Raw genomic sequence first — 21,417 nt, forward strand, 5'->3', positions numbered from 1 at the left:
TTTTGGTGGGGATCAGTGCTGGCGCGTCACCGGTTGACGCCTCCCGCGTCGTCAGTCCTCGTCGTGCGTGATCGTGTCTGCTCGCGACGTGGACGCGGCAGATCGACGCTGGCGACGTCTCGCCGGGAGGCTGGTTCCGCGTCCCCGGTCGCAGAACCAGGTGGGATGATGGGCGTGGGTAGTCGAGTAGAGGGGTCAGCACCATGGGCGGACCGGGATCGGGGCGCAGGAAAGCGCCCACGAACTTGCGGGTGCTGCGCGGTACTCAGAAGAGCCGGATCGGGCACGATGCGGTGGCACCCGAGGGGCTCCCCGAGCCGCCCGAGTGGTTCAGCAGCGAGGCGCGCGCCGAGTGGGATTACGCGCTGGAGCAGTTGGTGGCGATGGGGACCGCGACCTGTGCGGACCGGAATCTTCTGATCAGCTACGTCGGGGCGGCGGTCGCCCACAACCGGGCGCTCCGCCGGGTCGACGTGCGCGACGTCCTCGTCCCGAACAAGATCAACGACCCGACGCACGCGATCCGGAACCCGGCCGTGGGGGTGCAGCTCGCCGAGGCGGAGCTGATGCTGAAGCTGGGCCGCGAACTGGGGCTGACTCCCAGCGGGCGCGCCGGCCGCCCCGTGAGCCACGAGATCGACCACGCGGAACGGCTCCTCAGCTAGGTTAGGGTGCCCTGGCAACGACCCTTTTTCTTTTTCGGTCACCGCCGCCACCACTGCCACCACGCGCGCTGGTGCTGCGGAAGCCCGAGCTTGCGGCCGAGGGAGCGGATCTGCTTCCTCGCCCTGCGCCGGACGCGCCGAAGTTCGCGCCGGCTCATGTGCTCCAGGTCGTCACTCGACATCGGTTCATCTCCCCAGCTCGGATTCTCTGCTCGCATGCGAAGGGTGCTGAGTAGGGGGTCAGCGCTCCCCGCCGTCTGGGCGTCCAGGGGGTGCCCCCCGTGCCCCCGCCCGGACCTCCCAGAGTCTCGCCGTTGAATCGTTGCTGTCGGCAAGGAGTTACGCATGTTACGCATCTCCGGTATCCCCTCTATCCGTGCACGCGTAGGGCGAACCTGTAGATGCGTAACATGCGTAACTTCTGCGCCTCACAGGCCATTTTCGTCACTGTCCGCCAACAGACCGACTCCTCGTCGTAGCTTTCGGTTGGACTTCGGGTCGATCGGAAGGTCGAGCCGGTCGAGCGCCTGACCGAACGCCTTGCGGCTCATCGCGTCTGCACCGTCCTCGGCCGACCACTTGCACCAGCGCTCGAACAGCTCACTGGTCGTGGCGTACCAGGCAGAGCCGAGCAGGCAGCACTCGGCCACGAAGCGCCCGACCGCATCGCTGTCCAGTCGGTACCGTTCGGTCGCAACTCGCACCGTGTCCGGCTCGGCCAGCCCATCGAAGGTGAAGTCGGACCAGCCGTCGACAGCCCAGGAGAGGACCGCGTCAGCGTCGAGCTGAAGTGCCTCGTCAAGGGCCCCGTCCTGCTCGGCCTCCGGGATACGGACAGCGAACGGGACCACCCGCATCCGACGCCAGATCGCGGGGTCGTCGCCGCTGACCCGCGGCAGATGGTTCGTCACCAGCACCGCGGTGTGACTCGGCTCGAACTGGACGAAGTCCCGCCGCATCCGTCGAGCCCGGATCGGGTCGCCGCCGGTCAACCTTTTCATCGTCGCCTCGGCGAGCCGGCGCCCCTTGTCGGACTCGCTCACGACCACCCAGCGGACGCCGAGCAGGTCCATCTCGCCGGTCGGGTGCGCGCCGTCGCGGTGCATGAACAGGTCCGGCTCGGCCACCGCGGCATAGTCGCCGAGTGCGTGGTTGACGGCCTTGTAGAACGTGCCCTTGCCGTTGGCTCCGGTGCCGGTGAGGATGCCGAGCACATGCTCGACCACCTTGCCGAGCAGACCTACGCCGACGAGCCGTTGCAAGAAGCTCCGGACCTCTGGGTCCGGCAGGACACGCTCAAGGAACTCGTCCCAGACCTCGCCCGTGGCGTGCGGGTCGTACGCCGCGCGAGTCAGTTTGGTGATCCGCGCGGCCGGGTGATGCGCGTGCAGCCGCAAGTCGTGCAGATCCAACGTGCCGTTGGCGCAGTTCAGCAGGTAGGGGTCGGGGTCGAGGTCATCGACCGTGGCCGCGAACGGCTCCAGCGCAGCGGCGACGCCGAGTACGCCGGCCAGGCCGGCGTCGGACTCGCAGCGCCGCACGTCCTGACTGAGCTCCTTGTCGCCGAGACTCGCGGCGAGGGCCTGTTGCAGCACGTCGAGCACGGCACGCCTAGCCGCGCCGCGGTTGTCCTCGGCCCAGCGTTTCCCGTCCCAGGCAAACCAGCCGATCCCGTGCACGTGCAGCAGCCGGTCGCGGTACTCCGCAGCGAGCCGGTACGCCATCCGGACCTGGCCGCGATGCTGCTCGCCGGTTGTCGACTCCTCGCCGTCGCAGGTCGCCTTGTGTTCGGCCTCCTCGTCGGAGTAGTAAGGCTTTCCGCACGATGCGCATTCGATCTGCCAGGGATGCTCGCTCATGCCGGCGTCTCGATCCAGTACCCGTGGCCTGCCTGCTGGTTGTCGGACGGGCAGTGAGCGGCCCGGTGACCGATCTCCGGATCGCCGTACGGCCAGCCGTGGATGTGCCGCCGCACGCGGCACCGGTACGGGCAGCGGACGTAGACCAGCCGCGTCGTCTTGACGGGCACGACCTTCACGACCACCGCAACCGGTACGGTGGCAGTAGCAGCTTTGGTCGGCGGCTCGGGAGCGCTCCCTTGTGGGGCGCTCTCGTCATGCATCGGCGTCATCCGTCAGGTCGTCCAGGGCGGAGATGAGCGAGTGCAGCCGCGCCACGGTCGCGGCGTCGAGCGGCGGCGCCTGCTCGATCGCCTTCCGGATGGTGGATTCGGTCTTGGCCAGCTCCAGCGCTTGGCGCGCCTGGGCAACGGCCTCCGGATCCCCGCGCAGGCTGGCGTTCGCGAGACGTGCGCGGTGGTGGGCGACGTCGGGCGGTACCTTCATGGTTGGCGCTCCCAGGGGTTGCCTCGCGGCAACGTTGGGATCACCGCGGTACCTCTAGGTATAGGAAGCGCTTCGGTGCAAAGGCAAGCTCAAAAGTTGCCTAAAGCAACGATCTAGAATGTGGCATACCAACGCATGTGGCAACATGTCATTGCATGTCGGAGCACAGAAGTTGACCGCTATGCGGTCACCGGCACCTTCCAGGTCACGGTGACGCGGTCCTTCACCGGCACCTTCACGCCCCGCCTGCCCTTGGTGATCACCACGTCCACAAGGTCACCGACTACGTCCCTGCGGGTAGCCGGCGGCATCGCGCCCCACACCTGTGGCAGGTTGTCTCCGGCGTCGACGAGGTCACGAACAGCCGGCGAGATACCCGCGCGCTCGGCCTTCCGCTCGGCCGCGGTGATCTGCGCGGTGAGGCCGTTCTCGATCGTCGCCAGGCTCGCCGGGGTCGTCTCCCCGCGCACGGCAGAGTCTCGCCACTCCTTCAGCCTGCGCGTCAGCTTCTCGATCTCCGCCCGCGCGGCACCGAGCTCCTTGTCGGCGTCTGCCCCGGCCCGGCGCAGCGTCGAATAGACGTCCGGACGGGCGAGCATCCCCAGCACGTAGGCGAGCACGTGCTTCTCCAGCTCGGCGGCATCGACGTACCCGCAGCCGCCCTTGCGGCAGCCGTAGCGGCTCTTGAACGCCGACCCGGCGTACACGCCGCCGCACTCGGCGCAGACCGGGACGCCGGTCAGCACGTGTTGGGCCCGGGCCGGCCGCCAGTACCGGTCGGCGCGCTCGTCCAGGACTCGGTTCGCCTTCCAGAACAGGGGTTCGTCCACCAGCGCCGGGATGATCTCGGAGTCGAAGATCTCGACGGGTCCGCCCGCCCTGGGCTGGTAGCGTCGTTTCCCGATGTACGACGGGTTGCGGATGATGTCGCGGATCGTGTTCGGGCCCCACCTGCCGCCGGTCGTGCGCCACATCCCCGGCCCTGGCGTGCCACGGGCGGCCAACTCGTCCGCGAGCACCTTCACCGGCTCACCGGCGGCCACCCGGTCGAAGATCTCTCGCACGATCGCCGCCTCAGCCGGAACCGGTGCCTGCTCGATCAGCTCCCGGGTCTTCGGGTCGTAGTTCCGGGTGTAGCCGTACGGCACCGGACCGTTCGGCCGGCCGGCCTCAGCCGAGCTCCGCGCGTCACGCAGGACTCGCTGCCGGGTCTCCTCGGAGGAGTACTGGTTCGAGACGCCGTCGCTGGCGAGCTGCTTCCAGTGCTTCGGCTTGCGGACGTCGTAGGTCTCGCCGTCGTCGGTGACCCGGATCAGCACACCCTTGCGGCGGCACAGCGACAGGAACCCGGCCCACGACTCCAGCTCGCGATCGCCGCGGGAGGTCTCCCACATGACCACCACATCCAGGTGTCCGGCGTCGACGTCGGCCAGCAGCCGCGGCCAGTCGTCGCGCGCCTTGCGGGCGTGGCGAGACGCGGAGACGAGATCCTGATACGTCCCGGCGACGGTGTACCCCTCGGCCGCAGCGTCGCGGGTGCACTCGGTGATCTGTTCGGCGATGGATCGCTTGCTGGCGTGGCTCTGGCGGCCGTAGATCCCGGCTCGCAGCGTTCTACGTGTGGCGTTCATGACAACGACGTTACTACTAAGAATGATGCCCCGTGGGCGTGGTCAACGTGATGGAGCCGTCGGGATGACTGATCGTGCTCCAGCCCCAGCCAGCCGTGTCTTTGATGACATGGTGATATTCGCAGTAAGGCGCCAGGCCGGTCAGGCTGGTCGTCCCGGTTCGGGCGAACGGGGTGGTGTGGTCTCGGTCGCAGTCCCGGGAGGTCCGGTTGCAACCGGGCCAGGCGCAGACCGGATACCGGGCGAGCAAGGTCTCGCTCACCAGGGCGCCGGGGTCGTGGCGGGTGGTGGACGCTTCCAGGACGGCGCCGTTCACCGGATCGGTCAACAGCCGCCGCCACGTGCCGTCGCGGGCGATACGACGTGCCATGTCAGCGGGGATGGGGCCATAGCCGGTGAGCTCGGCGGGGTCATCGTCCAGCCCGAGCAGGGTGGAGGCGGGGACGACGACTTCGATGTGGGGTCGCCGTCGGTGCTGGTCGGGGAGTCTGCGGCCGAGCCAGTCGAGTCCGTTGTGCACGATGTGTTCGAACAGGTCCGCCGTCACGTCGGCGCGGCGTTGCTCGGCAGTCCGGTCATCCTTGACCAGAGCCGCGCTCTGGGCGTCAGTCGGCGCGTCCGACGTTGGTCTTGTGTCCGCGGTGCCAAGGACTGATCGCGTAGCGGCCGCCGTAGCGGGGGTAGCGGCCGTGACGGGGGTGGTGGCCGCAGTTGGGGTGGTGGCCGTGACGGGGGCGAGGGCCGTGACCGGGGTGAGGGCCGATTCGCTCGAGGTGACGCCTTCTCTTTTGGCGAGGTTGGCGATGGCTTGGATCGTGACCCACATCTGCTGGATCTTGTCGGCGGTGTGGACGATCCACAGTCCGGCCATGCCCTCGGCCAGCGGGACGATCTTGCAGGTGCGCTCGGTGGCTGCGGAGCGATGTCTGCCGGCGGCCTCGCGGGTGGTGTGTTTGGCGACCTGCCGGCGCAGACACTCGAGCAGGTTCTTATGGGTCTGCGAACCTGCGCGCTTCAGCACGTGCGCCTCGACCGCTTGGGCCGCGTCGCTGGACAGGTCGCTCGTAGCTTCGGAGATGGCCAAGGCCTTGCCCCAGGTCAGTGCGCCACACCTCAGCGCGGTGTGTGTGGCCGACAGGGTGGAGGTAAGTCGTAGCGCGGTGTCGACGCGGCGACCGACCGTGTCCGGAGACAGGCCGAGCGCGAGCGCCATCTCGCCGTACCAGGAACGTTCCGGGTCGATCGGACGACCCTTCGAATCCAGCTGAGTGGGGCGCGGCGACTCGCGATGCTCGGCCTGGCCCTGACGGTAGAGCGAAGCCATTGCGGCAGCCTTGATCGACTCGGCCCATCCGGACAGCTTGGTGGCGGCCTTCATCAGCTCGATCAACGCCATCGGCGACATCGCTTGCGGCCGGGTCCCCTCCAACTCGGTCGCCAACTGACCGCCGGGCGGCAGGAACACCCATGCCGGGGCCTCGCGGCGCAACAACTCACGCTCCGCCTCGTCCTGATCGACCCCGTCCCACAACTCCCACTCCACCGCATCCACACGCGAGAACCGACTCCGGCCCAGCACCGCATCCAGCTCGGCATCCCACTGGTCCTGCTCACTGACAAGCCTCGGGCCCTCTGGATCGTCAGGATCCTCGGGGATGTAAGCGTCGGCCGGCATCGGGAGATCCTCGGGCGGCGAGACCTGCCAGGCGGGGGCATCGTCGGGCCTGGAGAGAAGAGCGGTCGCCGCGCGGCCGGGCGCGTCTGTACGGCCGCGCACGGCCGGCACGGCGGTGACCTTGTGGTCGCCGCCCGGCGGAATGACTGACACCTCTCTCATGTGCTCATATTCGAACACTTGTTCGATTGATTCAAAATCGACCAGTCGATATCGACTGTCATGTCGCAGGACATCGGTGACAGTTCTGCATCAAGACATCGGTGACAGTTCGGGCGATGTTGGTGGTGACACTTCCCCAGCCCGTCCGGCCTGCCTGGCCTGCCTGCTGTTGACCGACTCGATCCGAAACCGGGTTGACAGCGGACGGGCCGGCCGTTCCGATGGGGCTCGTGAGTCCCCGCAAGGTCTACGCCGATCAGGCCGACATCGACACGCCGCTCGTCCGCGAGCTGGTGGCCGCTCAGTTCCCGCAGTGGGCCGCGTTGCCGCTGGAGCCGGTCGACTCCGGTGGACTGGTGAACGCGATCTACCGCCTCGGTTCCGACCTGTCGGTACGGCTGCCGCTCCGGCCCTCGATCAACGACCTAGTCCGACGGGAGCAGGCGAAACTCGCGGCACTCGCGCCGTTCCTGCCTGTGGCCATCCCTTCTGTCGAGGCGATCGGCTCACCCACCGACGCGTTCCCGGGCGAGTGGTCCGTCCACCGCTGGCTCAGCGGTACGCACCCCGCCCCCGACGCGCTCGCCGACCCACGCCGGCTGGCGACGGACCTCGCGGCGTTCGTCGACGCGTTCCGGCGGATCGACCTGCCGGACCGGCCGCCGGCGTATCCGGGCGAGCGCCGGACGCGCGCTCCGATGATCTCGATGGACTCCTCGACGCGGAAGGCGATCGGCGAGCTGGATGCCCTGATCGACACTCGCGCGGCGCTGGCGTCGTGGGAGGAGTCGGTCGCGGCGCCGTACGACGGGCGCGAGGTGTGGGTGCACTCGGACCTGACGCCGGGCAACGTGCTCGTGTCGGCGGAGGGCCGGCTGACCGCGGTGCTCGACTTCGAGACGTGCGGTGTCGGCGATCCGGCGTGCGACCTGTTCCCCGTGTGGTACCTGCTGCCCGCGAGCGTCCGCGACGAGTTCCGTGCGGCGCTGGACGTGGACGACGCGACGTGGCTCCGCGGACGCGGGCGCGTGCTGTCACAGGCCCTGATCGTGTCGGCGCATCACAAGGACACCAACCCGGCGCTGGCGAACGATGCGCGGCACGTCATCGGCGAGGTGCTCGCAGCTCCTCAATGAGGTCTCTGAGCTGGCGATCGCCGCGCCAACTCCCGTATCTCACAGCCCGACAGACGTTCCACCAGCGGGGTCAGCCGCGTGAGCCTGACCAAGCTCATCGAGCACACCAAACCGGCGCTCGGCGTGACTTACCGCGGCAACGGCCGACCTCCCGGACAGCGCCCAAGACCGGCTGAAACGTCACCGATGTCCTGACACACCAACCGTCACCGATGTCTTGATACAGAACTGTCACCCATGTCCTGAGACATCACACCAGTCGATATCAACGCCTGTATCGCAGCTCAGGCCTTCTCCACGCTCACCACCAGGTCGGTTCCCGAGGCGACAGTGAACGCGACCTCGACGGCCAGCGTCTCTGCCGCGATCAGTTCGCGATGCGCCTCGACCGCCCGCACCGTTTCGGCGTCGGCGGTCAGCCACAGCCGCACTCGATCGGTCACCTCCAGACCAGCGTCCCGCCGCGCCTGCTGCACTGCCCGGATCACGTCGCGAGCGGTCCCCTCCGCCTCCAGCTCGGGCGTGATCGTCGTGTCCAGTACGACGAAGCCGCCACCAGGCAGGAGGCCGCTCGCGGAACCGCCTTCGGCCAACGTGGTTTCGAGCGTGTATTCCTCCGGGAGCAACTCGATGCCCCCGGCAACCACCACGCCGGCCGGCGACACCGACCAGTCGCCGCTCTTCGACGCCTTGATCACCGTCTGGACGTCCCGCCCCAACCGCGGTCCCGCCGCCCGGGCGTTCACGGTCAGCCGCTGCGACACCGGTGCATCCACCGCGTCCGCCGAGGTCAGTACGACCTCTCTGACGTTCACCTCGGCCGCGATGATCGACACCAGCGGCTCCAGGTCGGCCGCTGCGGTGGTTGCCACGGTCAGCGACCGCAGGGGCTGCCGGCCACGGATGCCCTCGGCCTTCCGGATCGAGGAAGCGACCGAGCACACCTCCCGGACCCGGTCCATCCGCGCGACCAACTCGGGATCGTCCGGCAGATTGTCAACAATCGGCCAATCGGACAAATGGACCGACCGCTCACCGGTCAGCCCGCGCCATACCTGTTCGGAGACCAGCGGAAGCAGCGGGGCCGCGGCCCGGCAGACCACCTCCAGCGCGGTGTAGAGCGTGTTGATCGCCACCTGATCGCCGGCCCAGAACCGCTCTCGGGAGCGGCGGATGTACCAGTTCGTCAGCACCTCGAGGTAATCGCCCACGGCGTCACAGGCCGACGCCACGCCATACCGGTCGAGCTTGGCCTGCACGTCGCCGACGAAGATCCGCAGCCGCGCGAGCAGGTACCGATCCAGCTGATCCGGCGATTCCGTCGACCAGGATCCCGAGGCGCCGGCGGCGTTCGCGTACAAGGCGAAGAAGTACCACGCGTTCCATAGCGGGATCAGCACCTGCCGGACGCCGTCGCGGATGGCGTCCTCGGTGACGACCAGGTTCCCGCCGCGCAGGATCGGGCTCGACATCAGGAACCAGCGCATCGCGTCCGCGCCGTCGCGGTCGAACACCTCGGACACATCCGGGTAGTTCCGCAGCGACTTGCTCATCTTCTGCCCGTCGTTGCCGAGCACGATCCCGTGGCTCAGGCAGGACGAGAACGCGGGCCGGTCGAACAACGCCGTCGACAACACGTGCAAGGTGTAGAACCAGCCTCGCGTCTGCCCGATGTACTCGACGATGAAGTCACCCGGGAAGTGGTGCTCGAACCAGTCGGTGTTCTCGAACGGGTAGTGCACCTGCGCGAAACTCATCGACCCCGAGTCGAACCACACGTCCAGTACGTCGGGCACCCGCCGCATCGTCGACTGTCCGGTCGGGTCGTCCGGATTCGGTCGCGTGAGGTCGTCGACGTACGGGCGGTGCAGGTCCGGGACCGGTACGCCGAAGTCCCGCTCGAGCTCCTCGATCGACCCGTAGACGTCGGTCCGCGGGTACACCGGGTCGTCGGACCGCCAGACCGGGAGCGGACTGCCCCAGAACCGGTTCCGGCTGATCGACCAGTCCCGCGCGTTCGACAGCCACTTGCCGAACTGCCCGTGCTTGACGTGCTCGGGCACCCAGGTGATCTGCTCGTTCAGCTCGACCATCCGGTCCCGGATCCGGGTCACCTCGACGAACCAGCTCGACACCGCCTTGTAGATCAGCGGATTGCGGCACCGCCAGCAGTGCGGGTAGCTGTGCACGTAGCTGTCCTCGCGCACCAGAGAACCGGCCGCCCGCAGATCCCGGATGATCGGCCGGTTCGCCTCGAACACGTGCAGACCCTGGTACGGCGGAACCACACCAGTGAAGTGCGCTCCGTCATCGACGGTCAGCAGCGTGGGGATCCCGACGGCATCACAGGCGATCTGGTCCTCCTCGCCGTACGCCGGGGCCAGATGAACGACGCCCGTGCCCTCGTCGGTGGTGACGTGCTCGGCCGCGATCACCTGGAACGCGTTCTGGGTCCCCCACCGCTCGGTGTCAGCGAAGAAGCCGAACAGCGGGGTGTAGCGCAGCCCGATCAGCTCGGAACCCTTCAGCCGGCGGAGCACCTCGTCCCCGAGGCCGGCCGAGTCGCCGTGCGCATCGGCGTACGCCGCGAGCCGCGCCTCGGCCAGGATCGTCGGACGGCCTTCGGCGTCGTTCACCACCACGTAGTCGACATCCGGGCCGACGGCCATCGCGAGGTTGCTCGGCAGGGTCCACGGTGTCGTCGTCCACGCCAGCAGTCGCTCACCGGTCTCCAGCTGGACCGCGATCGTTACCGACGGGTCCTGGCGCGGCTGGTAGACGTCGTCGTCCATCCGCAGCTCGTGGTTGGACAGCGGGGTCTCGTCGTTCCAGCAGTACGGCAGCACCCGCAGGCCCTCGTACACCAGGCCCTTGTCATAGAGCGTCTTGAACGCCCAGATCACCGACTCCATGTAACCGGGATCGAGCGTTTTGTAATCGTGGTCGAAGTCGACCCACCGCGCCTGCCGCGTGACGTAACTGCGCCACTCACCGGTGTACTTCAGCACCGACGCCCGGCAGGCCTCGTTGAACTTCTCGATCCCGAGCGCGAGGATCTCGGCCTTGGTCTTCAGCCCGAGCACCCGCTGAGCCTCCAGCTCGGCCGGCAACCCGTGCGTGTCCCACCCGAACCGCCGCTCGACCCGCCGCCCGCGCATGGTCTGGTACCGCGGTACGACGTCCTTCACGTACCCCGTCAGCAGATGCCCGTAGTGCGGCAACCCGTTGGCGAACGGCGGCCCGTCATAGAAGACGAACTCGTTAGCCCCGTCCTCCCCCGCCGCCCGCCCCTCCACCGAAGCCCGGAACGTCCCGTCGTCCTCCCAGTACTCCAACACCTCCCGCTCAATACCCGGAAAGTCAGCACTAGCAGTAAGTCGCGCACCAGTCTTCGGATAGCTCACTCACCGCATGTTATGCAGGAGTGCTGACTGGAGGTAGCCGAGCCAGTCGTAGAGGTCGTACGTCAGGCGGCGGGGGTCGTCGTCGGGGAGTTTTTCCCAGGTGGCGTAGTCGTCTTCTTCTTTGATGTCCAGGCGGGTGCCGATGGCCAGGCGGAGGTCGTTCAGGGCGCGGAGCCAGGAGAGTTGCTCGTCGGGTTCGAGGGCGATCTCGTCGGCGCCGGATTCCTCCAGGGCCGACAGCACCCGCCGCGCGTCGCTGACCTTGCCCTCGCGCAAGCCGCGCTCGGTGAAGCGGCGGAACTCGGCCGATGCCTGGTCGTCGGACTTGTACGCGTCCGGCAGCAACCGCTGGAGTACGACGTCCTCCGGCGGCGAGGTGGGTCCGTCGGTGTCGATCAGCAGGGCCGCGAGCGGGTCGGAGGACTCAGCCGCGCGCGGCGGCATCCCGTCGTACAGGAGTTCGACCAGGTTGCGGAGCAGGTTCGCCAGGATGTCCGCCTCGTGCTCGGCGAAACTGACGATCACGATCTTGCGGCGCTTGCGGAACCGGGTCACGACTTCTCGCAGGTGGCCCACAGGCCGTAGGTGTGCATCGCCTCGACGTCACGTTCCATCGACTCGCGGTTACCGTTCGACACCGCGGACTTGCCGTCCTGGTGCACCTGCAGCATGAGCTTCTCCGCCTTGTGCTTCGAGTAGCCGAAGTAGGTCTGGAACACGAACGTGACGTAGTCCATCAGGTTGACCGGGTCGTTCCAGACGATCGTCACCCAGGGTGGACTCAGCTCGATGGCCTCGTCGACCTCGGCGCTCTCGAGTTCGCTCGGTGCGGTGCTCACCTGTCCATTCTCTCCATCATCGGTTCGGTGTTCGCAATAGGCTGCCCTTGTGACCAACACGGCGAGTGAGTCGACCGCGCTCCTGACCGACCATTACGAGCTCACCATGCTGCAGGCCAGCCTGGCCGACGGCACGGCGCAGCGCCGCTCGGTCTTCGAGCTGTTCGCCCGCCGGCTGCCGGACGGCCGGCGGTACGGCGTGGTCGCCGGGGTGAACCGGCTGCTCGACGCGCTCGAGCGGTTTCGCTTCGACGAGCGGGTGATCGCCTTCCTGGCCGATCACGGCGTCGTCGACCAGGCTACCCGGGACTGGCTGGCCGACTACCGGTTCACCGGCGACATCTCCGGCTACGCCGACGGAGAGATCTTCTTCCCCGGCTCCCCGGTGCTGGTGGTGGAGTCGAGTTTCGCCGAGGCGGTGCTGCTGGAAACCGTCTTCCTGAGCATTCTGAACCACGACTCCGCGGTCGCCTCGGCCGCGTCGCGGATGACCTGGTGGGCCGGTGGGCGGCCCTGTATCGAGATGGGCTCGCGCCGGACCCACGAGGAGGCCGCGGTCGCCTCGGCGCTGGCGGCGTACATCGCGGGGTTCGCGACCACCTCCAACCTGGAGGCGGCCAGCCGGTACGGCATCCCGAGCGCGGGGACTGCGGCGCACTCGTTCACACTGCTGCACGACACCGAGCGGGAGGCGTTCACGTCCCAGGTCGATGCCCTCGGCAAGCGGACGACGCTGCTGGTGGACACCTACGACGTGGCCGAGGCGGTCCGGACCGCGATCGGGATCACCGGCCCGGAGCTCGGCGCCGTCCGGCTCGACTCCGGTGACCTCCCGTCGCTGGCCGGGCAGGTCCGCGAGCAGCTGGACACGCTCGGCGCCACCAAGACCCGGATCATCGTGACCAGCGACCTGGACGAGTACCAGATCGCCGCGCTGGCGCCGGCGCCGGTCGACGGGTACGGCGTGGGTACGTCGCTCGTCACCGGGAGTGGGTACCCGACCTGTGGCTTCGTGTACAAGCTGGTCGCCCGGGAGGACGCGAGCGGGAACCTGGTCCCGGTGGCGAAGAAGAGCCCGGACAAGATCTCCATCGGCGGCCGGAAGTGGGCGCTGCGGCGCCGGTCGGCCACCGGTGTCGCCGAGGTCGAGCTGATCGGGGTCGGCGAGCAGCCGGTCGACGACGGTGACGACCGGGTCCTGCTCAAGCCGCTGGTCGAGGCGGGCAAGATCATCGGCCGTACGACGCCCGCCGAGTCGCAGGCGCATCACCTGAAGGTCCGCGACGAGCTCCCCCGCTACGCCAGCCAGCTGAGCCGCGGCGAGCCCGCCATCCCGACCGAGTACACCGGCGACTACGACGCCCGCAACCCGTTCCTCCCCCGGAGCCACACGTGACCACCGAGCAAACCACGAGCGCCGCGGGAGCCGCCGAGCCGGCCCAGCCGGAGGTCGGCACGAGCCCGGCCGGGCCGGAGGCGGAGGCGGAGGAGTGGCCGGCGGATGCGCCTGCCTCGGTGACGGACGTACTCATCGCGCTGCGGTTCGCCGACCGGGCGGCCCGCAAGGCCGTGGGCGAGGAGCTGGTCGGCACCGGCCTGCACACCGGTCAGGAACTGGTCCTGGCCAAGCTCCTCCACCACGGCTCACTCCCGGTCGCGAAGCTGGCGAAGGTCCTCGACGTCGAGGTCCCGACAGCCACCAAGACCACCCAACGGATGGAAGCCGCCGGCCTCGTCCGGCGCGTCAAGAGCAGCACCGACGCCCGCCAGGTCGCCATCGAACTCACCGACCGCGGCATCGAGCTCGCCCACACCGTCCAAGAGGTCTACGACCGAGCCGGCCACAGAGCCCTGGCCCAGCTCACTCCCGAAGACCGCCGCCTCCTCCGCAACCTGCTCTGGACCATCACCACCAGCCTCGAGCCCTGAGGTGCACGCGACAGGAGGTGCACCTAGATCGGAATGCCCGGGGTGCGTGGTGCCTTGAGGCCCCGGCGTTCCACGACAGTCAGCCAGGCAGCGCCGACGCCAAAGATGGCCGCGAACAGCCAGAAGTTGTAGGCCAAGCTCTGCGGCAGGACATCGGTGAGGGCAAAGAGCACGATCGCGGAGAAGAGACCTACGAAGAGCAGTCCGATGCTCAGGCCGAGGGTGGCTTCCATGGCCGGGGTCGCGCGGCGGCGTCGCAGCCGCCAGGCGCAGGTGACGATCACGAGCAGGCCGCTGGAGGCCAGGACCAGCGCCAGGATGTCAGGCCCGTTCCCGTCGGCCGGAGCGCGTCCGGTCTCCTGGCGGTCCCCGTCGGCCGTGATCTCGGTCAGCCGGCCGCGCCAGATCGTGCCGGTCACCCGGTCGCCCTCGTCGAGTTGATCGAGGATGGGGCCGCTCTGGTCGAACCCCGTATTCCACCTGGCGCCGGACGCGCTGGTCAGGACAGCGTTGCGGTCGCCCGTCTGGTAGCTCCGGACGACGTGAATGTCGGACACGGTGAACTCCTGCGTCCACCGGCATTCGGCCGGTGTGGCCGGAGCGGCAGGGCAGCGCGGCGCAGCCTCGTAGGCGTGTACTTCGCGGAAGTTGTCCGGCCCCACCACCGCGCCGAGGTCGGTAGCGACACCGACCAGGGCAACGCCGGTCAGAAGAGTGAATATCGTCGTGACTGTCTTGTCGAGGAGCCCCACGTTTCGACTATTCCACTCGGCAGAGCCAGTGATGTCCGCCGCCGGAGTGATTTGCGGCACTCGTGCCGAACAGCGCGCGTCAGCGGGCGTCGAAGACCTTCGCCAGCAGGCTCATCGCGTCCCGCAGCAGGTCCGGCGGCATGACGAGCGGCGGCAGGAACCGCAGCACGTTGCCGTAGGTCCCCGCGGTCAGCACGACCATCCCCTCGGCGTGGCACGCCTTCGCGATCTCACCGGTTGCGACCGGATCGGGTTCGCCGGCCCCGTCGACCAGCTCGATCGCGATCATCGCCCCGCGGCCGCGGACGTCGCCGATCACCGGGTGCCGCGCGGCCAGGTCGCGTAGCGCGGGCAGCATGATGTCGCCGATCTCCCGCGCCCGGGCCGGCAGGTCCTCGGCCTCGATGGTCTCGATCGCCGCCAGCGCGGCTGCGCACGCCACCGGGTTCCCGCCGTACGTCCCGCCGAGACCACTCACGTGCGGCGCGTCCATGATCTCGGCCCGCCCGGTGACCGCGGCCAGCGGCAACCCACCCGCGATCCCCTTCGCGAGCGTGATCAGGTCCGGTACGACGCCCTCGCGAGTACACGCGAACAGCTCACCAGTCCGCCCGAACCCGGTCTGGATCTCGTCCGCGACGAACACGACCCCCTGGGAACGGCACCACTCCGCAACAGCGGGCAGGAACCCGTCAGCCGGTACGACGAAGCCGCCCTCCCCGTGAATCGGCTCGATCACCACACACGCCACGTTCGACGCACCGACGTACTTCTCGATCGCCGCCACCGACCGTGCCGCCGCCTCCGGCCCGCTCAGCCCGTCCCGGTACGGGTACGACGTCGGCACCCGATAGACCTCTGGCGCGAACGGGCCGAAACCGTCCTTGTACGGCATGTTCTTCGCCGTCATCGCCATGGTCAGGTTGGTCCGCCCGTGGTACCCGTGGTCGAACACCACCACCGCGTCCCGGTGAGTGTGCGCCCGGGCGATCTTCACCGCGTTCTCCACCGCCTCGGCGCCGGAGTTCAGCAGCACCGACCGCTTCTCGTGATCGCCGGGCGTGATCCGGTTCAGCGCCTCGCACACCTCGAGGTAACCGTCGTACGGCGTGACCATGAAGCAGGTGTGGGTGAAGCGGGCCACCTGCTCCTGCACCGCGCTCACCACCCGCGGAGCCGCGTTCCCGACGTTCACCACCGCGATGCCGGACCCGAGATCGATCAAGTGGTTGCCATCGGCATCCACCACGATCCCGCCCCCGGCTTCGGTGACGAAGACCGGCAGCGTGATCCCGACCCCGCGCGCGACCGAGCGCCGCACCCTCCCCAGCAGTTCGACGGACCGCGGTCCGGGAATCTCCGTGACCAGCTTCCGTTCCTGCGTGACTGTCATCGTCCAGCTCCCAATGATTCCGCGTCGCCCGAGAGTTTTTGTGCCAGCCAGACCGGGATCACCGAGAACACGATCAGCGCGGCCGCGACCACGTTGACGATCGGCGCCTGGTTCGGCCGGAACAGGTTGTTGAAGATCCAGATCGGCAGCGTCTGCTGGTTCGCGCCGGCGGTGAACGTGGTCACGATGATCTCGTCGAACGACAGCGCGAACGCGAGCAAGGCCCCCGCCAGCAGTGCCGACCGGATCATCGGGAACGTCACCAGCCGGAACGTCGTGAACCCCGACGCCCCCAGATCCGCCGACGCCTGCTCCAACTGCACGCCGGTACGCCGCAACCGGGCGATCACGTTGTTGAACACGGTGACGATGCAGAACGTCGCGTGGGCGATCACGATCGTGGCGAACCCGAGTTCCCACCCGAAGAGCGTCCGGAACGCGTTGTTCAGCGCGATCCCGGTGACGATGCCCGGCAGTGCGATCGGCAGGATCACCAGCAGCGAAACCGTCTCGCGGCCGTAGAACTTGAACCGCTGCAGCGCGAACGCGATCATCGTGCCGAGCACCAGCGCGATCACGGTCGCGGCCAGTCCCACCCGCACGCTCACCCAGAGCGCGTCCAGCGCACCCTGGCTGTCGGCCGCCCGGCGCCACCACTCCAGGGTGAAGTCCCGCGGCGGCCAGGCGAACGTCTTGTTCACATTGAACGAGTTCACCAGAACCAGCAGCAGCGGTACATAGATGAAGCAGAGAATCAGCACGGTCAGCACCCGCAGCACGATCCGGGTCGATCGGGACAGCGTCATCACAGGCTCTCCATCGCTCCGGTACGGCGTACCGCGGCCAGGTAGCCGAGCATCACGACGACCGGGATCGTGGCGACCGCGGCCGCGAACGGCAGGTTGTTGGCGGCACCCACGTTGTCGTACACCACGTTGCCCAGCAACTGGTTGGTGCCGCCGACGATCCGGACCGCGATGTAGTCACCCAGCGTCAGGCTGAAGGTGAAGATCGAGCCCGCCACCATGGCCGGGACGATCATCGGCATGACCACCCGCCGCAGCGTCTGGGAGGTCCGCCCGCCCAGATCCGCCGAGGCCTCCAGCAGCGAGTTCGGCAGCCGTTCGAGGCCGGCGTAGATCGGCAGGATCATGTACGGCAGCCACAGGTACGCCAGCGTCACGATCGTCGCCGTCAGGCCGTACCCGGGAGACTTCAGCCCGACCGCCTCGAACGCCGACGACACCAGCCCGCCCTCGGAGAACATCCCGCGCCACGCGTACGCCTTGACCAGATAACTGGCCCACAACGGCATCAGCACCGCCACCAGCAGGAACCGGCGCAATCCCGGCCCCGCCACCTTCGCCATGTAGAGCGCGATCGGCAACGCGACCACCGCGTCGATCACGGTCACCAGCACGGCGACCGCGACCGTCCGCAGCGCGATCGTCCGGTACACGTCGACGGTGAACAGCGTCCGGAAGCTGTCCAGCGTCCACACCCGCTCGATCTGCCCGGTGAACCCGTTCTGCGTCCAGAGGGCGGTGACGAACAACGCCGCCAACGCCCCCAGATACGCAACCCCAAGCCACAACATCGGTGGCCCCAGCAAAAGCCCCAACCGAGCCTTGGGGTGACGGTGCAGAGTGCTCATCCCTTGATCTGGGTCCAGGCTTGGGTCCACTTGCTGTAGTCGGTGCACTTGACGTCGGTGCGGCCGTCGAGGCACTGCTCGATCGGTGTGGTCCAGTACCAGATCTTCTCGGCGTACGCCGCGTCGCCCGCGTGGAACGTCGCGCAGTGGTTCTTGTCGGCCGTCTTCGCGCAGGCCTTGCCGTTCGCGGGCGACTCACCGAAGTATTCGGCCACGGCCGCGTTCGCCTCGGGGCTGATGATGTGGTTCATCCACAGGTACGCGCAGTTCTTGTTCTTCGACGTCGCGCTGACCATCCAGGTGTCGGACCAGCCGGTCACGCCCTCGGTCGGCACGGTCACCTGCACCGGTACCTTCTCGCCGGTCGCCACATTCGCGATCACCTGCCAGGTGGTGCCGATCACCGAGTTGCCGCTGGTGAACGCCTGGACCTCCTTGAGGTAGTCGGACCAGTACTCCGACACGAGCGTCTTCTGCGTCTTGAGCAGGTCGACCGTGGCCTGGAACTGCTTGTCGTCCAGCGCGTACGGGTTCTTGATGCCGAGGTCCGGCTTGGTCGCCATCAGGTACATCGCGGCGTCGGCGATGTAGATCGGCGAGTCGTACGCCGTGACCGCGCCCTTGTACGGCGAGTTGGCGTCGAAGACCGCGCCCCACGACGTCGGGGCCGGTGTCACCTTGTCGGTCCGCCACATCAGCAGGTTGGCGCCGTACCCGTGCGGTACGCCGTACATCTGGTCCTTCACCGAGTTCCACGGGCGGTTCTTCAGGAACGGGTAGATGTCGGCGTAGTTCGGGATCAGGTCGGTGTTCACCGGCTCGACGTTCCCGGCCGCGATCAGGCGCAGCGACGCGTCGCCGGAGGCCGACACCACGTCGTACTGCCCGGTCTTCATCAGCGTGACAGCCTCGTCGGAGGTGCCGAACGTCTTCACCGTCACCTGACAGCCGGTCTGCTTCTCGAACGGCGTCACCCAGTCGACCTTCGGGTCGTTCGAGCCGTCCTCGGCGTACCCGGGCCAGGCCAGCACGCTGAGCTTGCCTTCCCCGGTGCCGAGCGTCTCGAGCTTCTTCAGGTCCGGTGGGGTGAACCCACTGGTCCCGGCCGCTGCGTCGCCGGAGTCCCCGGAATCGCCGCCGGACGTGCCACATGCGGTCGCGAGCAGCGCGAGCACTGCCACACTCGCCGCCACACTGAGTTTCTTCACGGAAACCTCCTTGGTTTCGGGGCGGGAGTTGAAAGGAAGGAAGGGAAGCAGGAAGGGAGGGACGGCGGAGCTTGCTATGGCTGACCGCCGATCGCGACGGTGTGTTCGCGGAGCCAGGTGAGCCGGACCTGGGCACCCCGAAGTTCGAGCTTGTCCTGCACCGAGCCGTGCAGGTTCTGCTGCAGGACGATGAGCGATCCACCGGCGTCCAGGTCGACCACGGACTGGGTGGCCGAGCCCAGGTACACCACCTCACGGACCACCCCGGTCGCCGTACACAGCTCCGGTTCGGCGGCCGCGCCGCGCGGGTGCAGCTGGATCTTCTCCGGGCGCACCGTGTAGAGCCCGGCCGTCCCGAGGATCGCGGCCGCGACCTCCCCCTCGAGCAGGTTGGACGTGCCGACGAACCCGGCGACGAACGCGCTCGCCGGGTGCTCGTACAGCTCGGCCGGCGCGGCCAGCTGCTCGATCCGGCCGCCGTTGAACACGGCGATCCGGTCGCTCATCGTCAGCGCCTCTTCCTGGTCGTGGGTGACGAACACGAAGGTGATCCCGACATCGCGCTGCATCGTCTTCAACTCGATCTGCATCTCCCGCCGGAGCTTCAGATCGAGCGCACCGAGCGGCTCGTCGAGCAGCAGCACCTTGGGCCGGTTCACCAGGGCCCTGGCCAGCGCGACTCGTTGCCGTTGGCCACCGGACAACTGGCTCGGCCGGCGGTCGCCGTACCCCTCCAGCCGGACCGTCCCGAGCGCTTCGACGGCCCTGGCACGGCGGCTCCGCCGGTCGACACCCTTCACCCGCAGCCCGTACTCGACGTTCTGCAGCACATTCATGTGCGGGAACAGCGCGTAGTCCTGGAAGACCGTGTTCACATCCCGCGCGTACGGCGCCTGGTCGGTGACGTCGACGCCGCCGAGCAGGATCCGGCCGGCCGTGGGCACCTCGAAGCCGGCGATCATCCGCAGCACCGTGGTCTTGCCGGAACCGGACGGGCCCAGCATCGAGAAGAACTCGCCCTCTGCCAGGTCGAGATCGATGCCGTCGACCGCCGTGACGTCGCCGAACGTCTTCCGCAACCCACGCAGGCTGACGGCCGTGGCATCGGTCGCCACGGCCTCGACCTGCTCGTCGGTTGCCAACGTCCTCATCCGATCGCCGACATCACATGCTTGACCCGCGTGTAGTCCTCGACGCCGTACAACGACAGGTCCTTGCCGTGACCGGAGTGCTTGAAGCCACCGTGCGGCATCTCGGCCACCAGCGGGATGTGCGTGTTGATCCAGACGCACCCGAAGTCGAGGGCCTTGGACATCCGCAGCGCCCGCGAGTGGTCGGCGGTGAACACGCTCGACGCCAGGCCGTAGCGCACGCCGTTGGCCATCCGGAGGGCCTCGTCCTCATCGGCGAACGACTGCACGGTGATGACCGGCCCGAACACCTCGTCCTGGATCATCTCGTCGTCCTGCCGGAGTCCGGTGACGACGGTCGCGTCCAGGAAGTAGCCGTCGGCAAGGGTTCCGCCGGATCGCTCACCACCGAGGACGATCGACCCGTGCTCGGGCATCCGGGCGAGGAAGCCGCGGACGCGGTCGAGTTGCAGGCTGCTGTTCAACGGTCCGTACAGCGCGTCGGTGTCGTCGGCGAGCCCCGGTCGTGCGTTCGCGCGAGCCCACTCCACCAGCGTCTGGACGAACTCGTCGTGGACGCTCGCGTCGACGATCACCCGGCAGGCCGCCGTACAGTCCTGGCCGGCGTTGAAGTAGCCGCCGACCCCGATGGCTTCGGCCGCGGCCGCGAGGTCCGCGTCGGCGAAGACGACCGCCGGTGCCTTGCCGCCCAGTTCGAGGTGCGTGCGCTTCAGGTCGAGAGCCGCCGTACTCGCGACTTCGGAGCCGGCCCGCGTCGAGCCGGTGATGCTGACCAGGCCGGGCGCCGGGTGCGCGACCACGGCCTGTCCGGTCGCGCGGTCACCACAGACGACGTTGAAGACGCCAGGCGGCAGCACCTCGGCCGCGATCTCCGCGAGCATCGCCGTGGACACCGGAGTGGTCTCGGCGGGCTTCAGTACGACGGTGTTGCCGGCGGCAAGGGCCGGACCGAACTTCCAGACCGCCATCATCATCGGATAGTTCCACGGCGTCACCTGACCGACGACCCCGATCGGTTCGCGGCGGATCCAGGACGTGTGGCCGGCCATGTACTCACCGGCCGACTTTCCTTCGAGCAACCGCGCCGCACCGGCGAAGAAGCGCATCTGGTCGACCATGACCGTGAGCTCCTCGGTCTTGGTCAGCTCCAGCGGCTTGCCGGTGTTCTGCGATTCGGCGGCGACGAGATCATCCGCCCGGGCCTCGACGAGGTCGGCGAACCGGAGCAGTGCCCGCTGCCGTTCGGCCGGCGTCGCACCGCCCCAGCCAGGTGCGGCGGCGGTCGCGGCCTCGTACGCCGCGTCCACATCCTCGTCGCCGGACAACGGCGCCGTACCGAAGACCTTGCCGGTAGCCGGATCGATCAGCTCGCTGGTGGCGCCGCTGAGCGCGTCGCGCGGGGTGCCGTTGATCAGGTTCCGGACTGTTCGCATCGCTCACTCCCGAAGTGGGGGACGGACACCGTGTGGCCGT

Annotated in this window: 20 protein-coding genes; 4 read left to right on the forward strand and 16 right to left on the reverse strand. The window is 68.3% G+C overall.

Going from position 1 to position 21,417, the window contains the following annotated elements; genetic code table 11:
* The first annotated feature begins 251 nt into the window (after positions 1-251).
* Positions 252-665: a P27 family phage terminase small subunit gene (locus ACZ3HV_RS19320; protein ID WP_465686105.1), complete on the forward strand. Its 414-nt coding sequence runs from the start codon at positions 252-254 to the stop codon at positions 663-665.
* 38 nt (positions 666-703) lie between these two features.
* On the opposite strand, the gene ACZ3HV_RS19325 is transcribed toward ACZ3HV_RS19320, so the two are convergent.
* The 6 genes from ACZ3HV_RS19325 to ACZ3HV_RS19350 all read right to left on the reverse strand — a co-directional run bounded on the left by ACZ3HV_RS19325 (position 704) and on the right by ACZ3HV_RS19350 (position 6,478).
* Positions 704-847: a hypothetical protein gene (locus tag ACZ3HV_RS19325; RefSeq protein ID WP_465686107.1), complete on the reverse strand. Its 144-nt coding sequence runs from the start codon at positions 845-847 to the stop codon at positions 704-706.
* 246 nt (positions 848-1,093) lie between these two features.
* A complete protein-coding gene (locus ACZ3HV_RS19330) occupies positions 1,094-2,524 on the reverse strand; it encodes a DNA primase family protein (protein ID WP_465686109.1) in 1,431 nt (476 codons plus the stop codon).
* Entirely contained in the window at positions 2,521-2,787 is a 267-nt protein-coding gene (locus tag ACZ3HV_RS19335; RefSeq protein WP_465686111.1) for a hypothetical protein, read from the reverse strand. The genes ACZ3HV_RS19330 and ACZ3HV_RS19335 overlap by 4 nt, the downstream gene beginning before the upstream one ends.
* Entirely contained in the window at positions 2,780-3,010 is a 231-nt protein-coding gene (locus ACZ3HV_RS19340; protein ID WP_465686113.1) for a hypothetical protein, read from the reverse strand. The genes ACZ3HV_RS19335 and ACZ3HV_RS19340 overlap by 8 nt, the downstream gene beginning before the upstream one ends.
* A gap of 179 nt (positions 3,011-3,189) precedes the next feature.
* Positions 3,190-4,641, reverse strand: coding sequence for a recombinase family protein (locus tag ACZ3HV_RS19345; RefSeq protein ID WP_465686115.1), 1,452 nt, complete (start codon positions 4,639-4,641; stop codon positions 3,190-3,192).
* 16 nt (positions 4,642-4,657) lie between these two features.
* Positions 4,658-6,478: an HNH endonuclease signature motif containing protein gene (locus ACZ3HV_RS19350; protein ID WP_465686117.1), complete on the reverse strand. Its 1,821-nt coding sequence runs from the start codon at positions 6,476-6,478 to the stop codon at positions 4,658-4,660.
* Positions 6,479-6,699: 221 nt separating this feature from the next.
* Between ACZ3HV_RS19350 and ACZ3HV_RS19355 the strand changes: the two genes are divergently transcribed.
* Positions 6,700-7,614 carry an aminoglycoside phosphotransferase family protein gene (locus ACZ3HV_RS19355; protein WP_465686119.1) on the forward strand — a complete coding sequence of 305 codons (915 nt, stop codon included), beginning with the start codon at positions 6,700-6,702 and terminating at the stop codon, positions 7,612-7,614.
* 284 nt (positions 7,615-7,898) lie between these two features.
* Here the strand turns inward: ACZ3HV_RS19355 and ileS are convergent, their stop codons facing one another.
* From ileS to clpS, 3 genes are read right to left on the reverse strand one after another with little or no spacing between them, the layout of a single operon-like run.
* Positions 7,899-11,018, reverse strand: coding sequence for an isoleucine--tRNA ligase (gene ileS / locus ACZ3HV_RS19360; RefSeq protein WP_465686121.1), 3,120 nt, complete (start codon positions 11,016-11,018; stop codon positions 7,899-7,901).
* Entirely contained in the window at positions 11,019-11,573 is a 555-nt protein-coding gene (locus ACZ3HV_RS19365; RefSeq protein WP_465686123.1) for a DUF2017 domain-containing protein, read from the reverse strand.
* Entirely contained in the window at positions 11,570-11,857 is a 288-nt protein-coding gene (gene clpS / locus ACZ3HV_RS19370; protein WP_360358926.1) for an ATP-dependent Clp protease adapter ClpS, read from the reverse strand. The genes ACZ3HV_RS19365 and clpS overlap by 4 nt, the downstream gene beginning before the upstream one ends.
* A 106-nt stretch (positions 11,858-11,963) precedes the next feature.
* On the opposite strand from clpS, the gene ACZ3HV_RS19375 reads away from it, so the two are divergent.
* Both ACZ3HV_RS19375 and ACZ3HV_RS19380 read left to right on the forward strand, forming a co-directional pair.
* On the forward strand, positions 11,964-13,253 hold the full coding sequence (locus ACZ3HV_RS19375; RefSeq protein ID WP_465686327.1) for a nicotinate phosphoribosyltransferase: 1,290 nt from the start codon (positions 11,964-11,966) through the stop codon (positions 13,251-13,253).
* Complete coding sequence (locus ACZ3HV_RS19380; RefSeq protein WP_465686125.1) at positions 13,250-13,786, forward strand: MarR family winged helix-turn-helix transcriptional regulator; 537 nt, start codon at positions 13,250-13,252, stop codon at positions 13,784-13,786. The genes ACZ3HV_RS19375 and ACZ3HV_RS19380 overlap by 4 nt, the downstream gene beginning before the upstream one ends.
* Before the next feature lie 23 nt (positions 13,787-13,809).
* On the opposite strand, the gene ACZ3HV_RS19385 is transcribed toward ACZ3HV_RS19380, so the two are convergent.
* The 7 genes from ACZ3HV_RS19385 to ACZ3HV_RS19415 all read right to left on the reverse strand — a co-directional run bounded on the left by ACZ3HV_RS19385 (position 13,810) and on the right by ACZ3HV_RS19415 (position 21,377).
* The gene (locus ACZ3HV_RS19385) at positions 13,810-14,538 is read right to left on the reverse strand and encodes a hypothetical protein (protein WP_465686127.1); all 729 of its coding nucleotides are present in this window, start codon (positions 14,536-14,538) and stop codon (positions 13,810-13,812) included.
* 79 nt (positions 14,539-14,617) lie between these two features.
* Complete coding sequence (gene gabT / locus ACZ3HV_RS19390) at positions 14,618-15,931, reverse strand: 4-aminobutyrate--2-oxoglutarate transaminase (protein ID WP_465686129.1); 1,314 nt, start codon at positions 15,929-15,931, stop codon at positions 14,618-14,620.
* Entirely contained in the window at positions 15,928-16,737 is an 810-nt protein-coding gene (locus ACZ3HV_RS19395) for an ABC transporter permease (RefSeq protein WP_465686131.1), read from the reverse strand. The genes gabT and ACZ3HV_RS19395 overlap by 4 nt, the downstream gene beginning before the upstream one ends.
* A complete protein-coding gene (locus ACZ3HV_RS19400; protein ID WP_465686133.1) occupies positions 16,737-17,528 on the reverse strand; it encodes an ABC transporter permease in 792 nt (263 codons plus the stop codon). The genes ACZ3HV_RS19395 and ACZ3HV_RS19400 overlap by 1 nt, the downstream gene beginning before the upstream one ends.
* Before the next feature lie 53 nt (positions 17,529-17,581).
* Positions 17,582-18,793 carry an ABC transporter substrate-binding protein gene (locus ACZ3HV_RS19405; protein WP_465686135.1) on the reverse strand — a complete coding sequence of 404 codons (1,212 nt, stop codon included), beginning with the start codon at positions 18,791-18,793 and terminating at the stop codon, positions 17,582-17,584.
* A 74-nt stretch (positions 18,794-18,867) separates the two neighbouring features.
* The gene (locus tag ACZ3HV_RS19410; RefSeq protein WP_465686137.1) at positions 18,868-19,944 is read right to left on the reverse strand and encodes an ABC transporter ATP-binding protein; all 1,077 of its coding nucleotides are present in this window, start codon (positions 19,942-19,944) and stop codon (positions 18,868-18,870) included.
* On the reverse strand, positions 19,941-21,377 hold the full coding sequence (locus tag ACZ3HV_RS19415; protein WP_465686139.1) for an aminobutyraldehyde dehydrogenase: 1,437 nt from the start codon (positions 21,375-21,377) through the stop codon (positions 19,941-19,943). The genes ACZ3HV_RS19410 and ACZ3HV_RS19415 overlap by 4 nt, the downstream gene beginning before the upstream one ends.
* Between the last annotated feature and the right edge of the window lie 40 nt (positions 21,378-21,417).

It is taken from the genome of Kribbella sp. NPDC020701 (assembly GCF_055562215.1).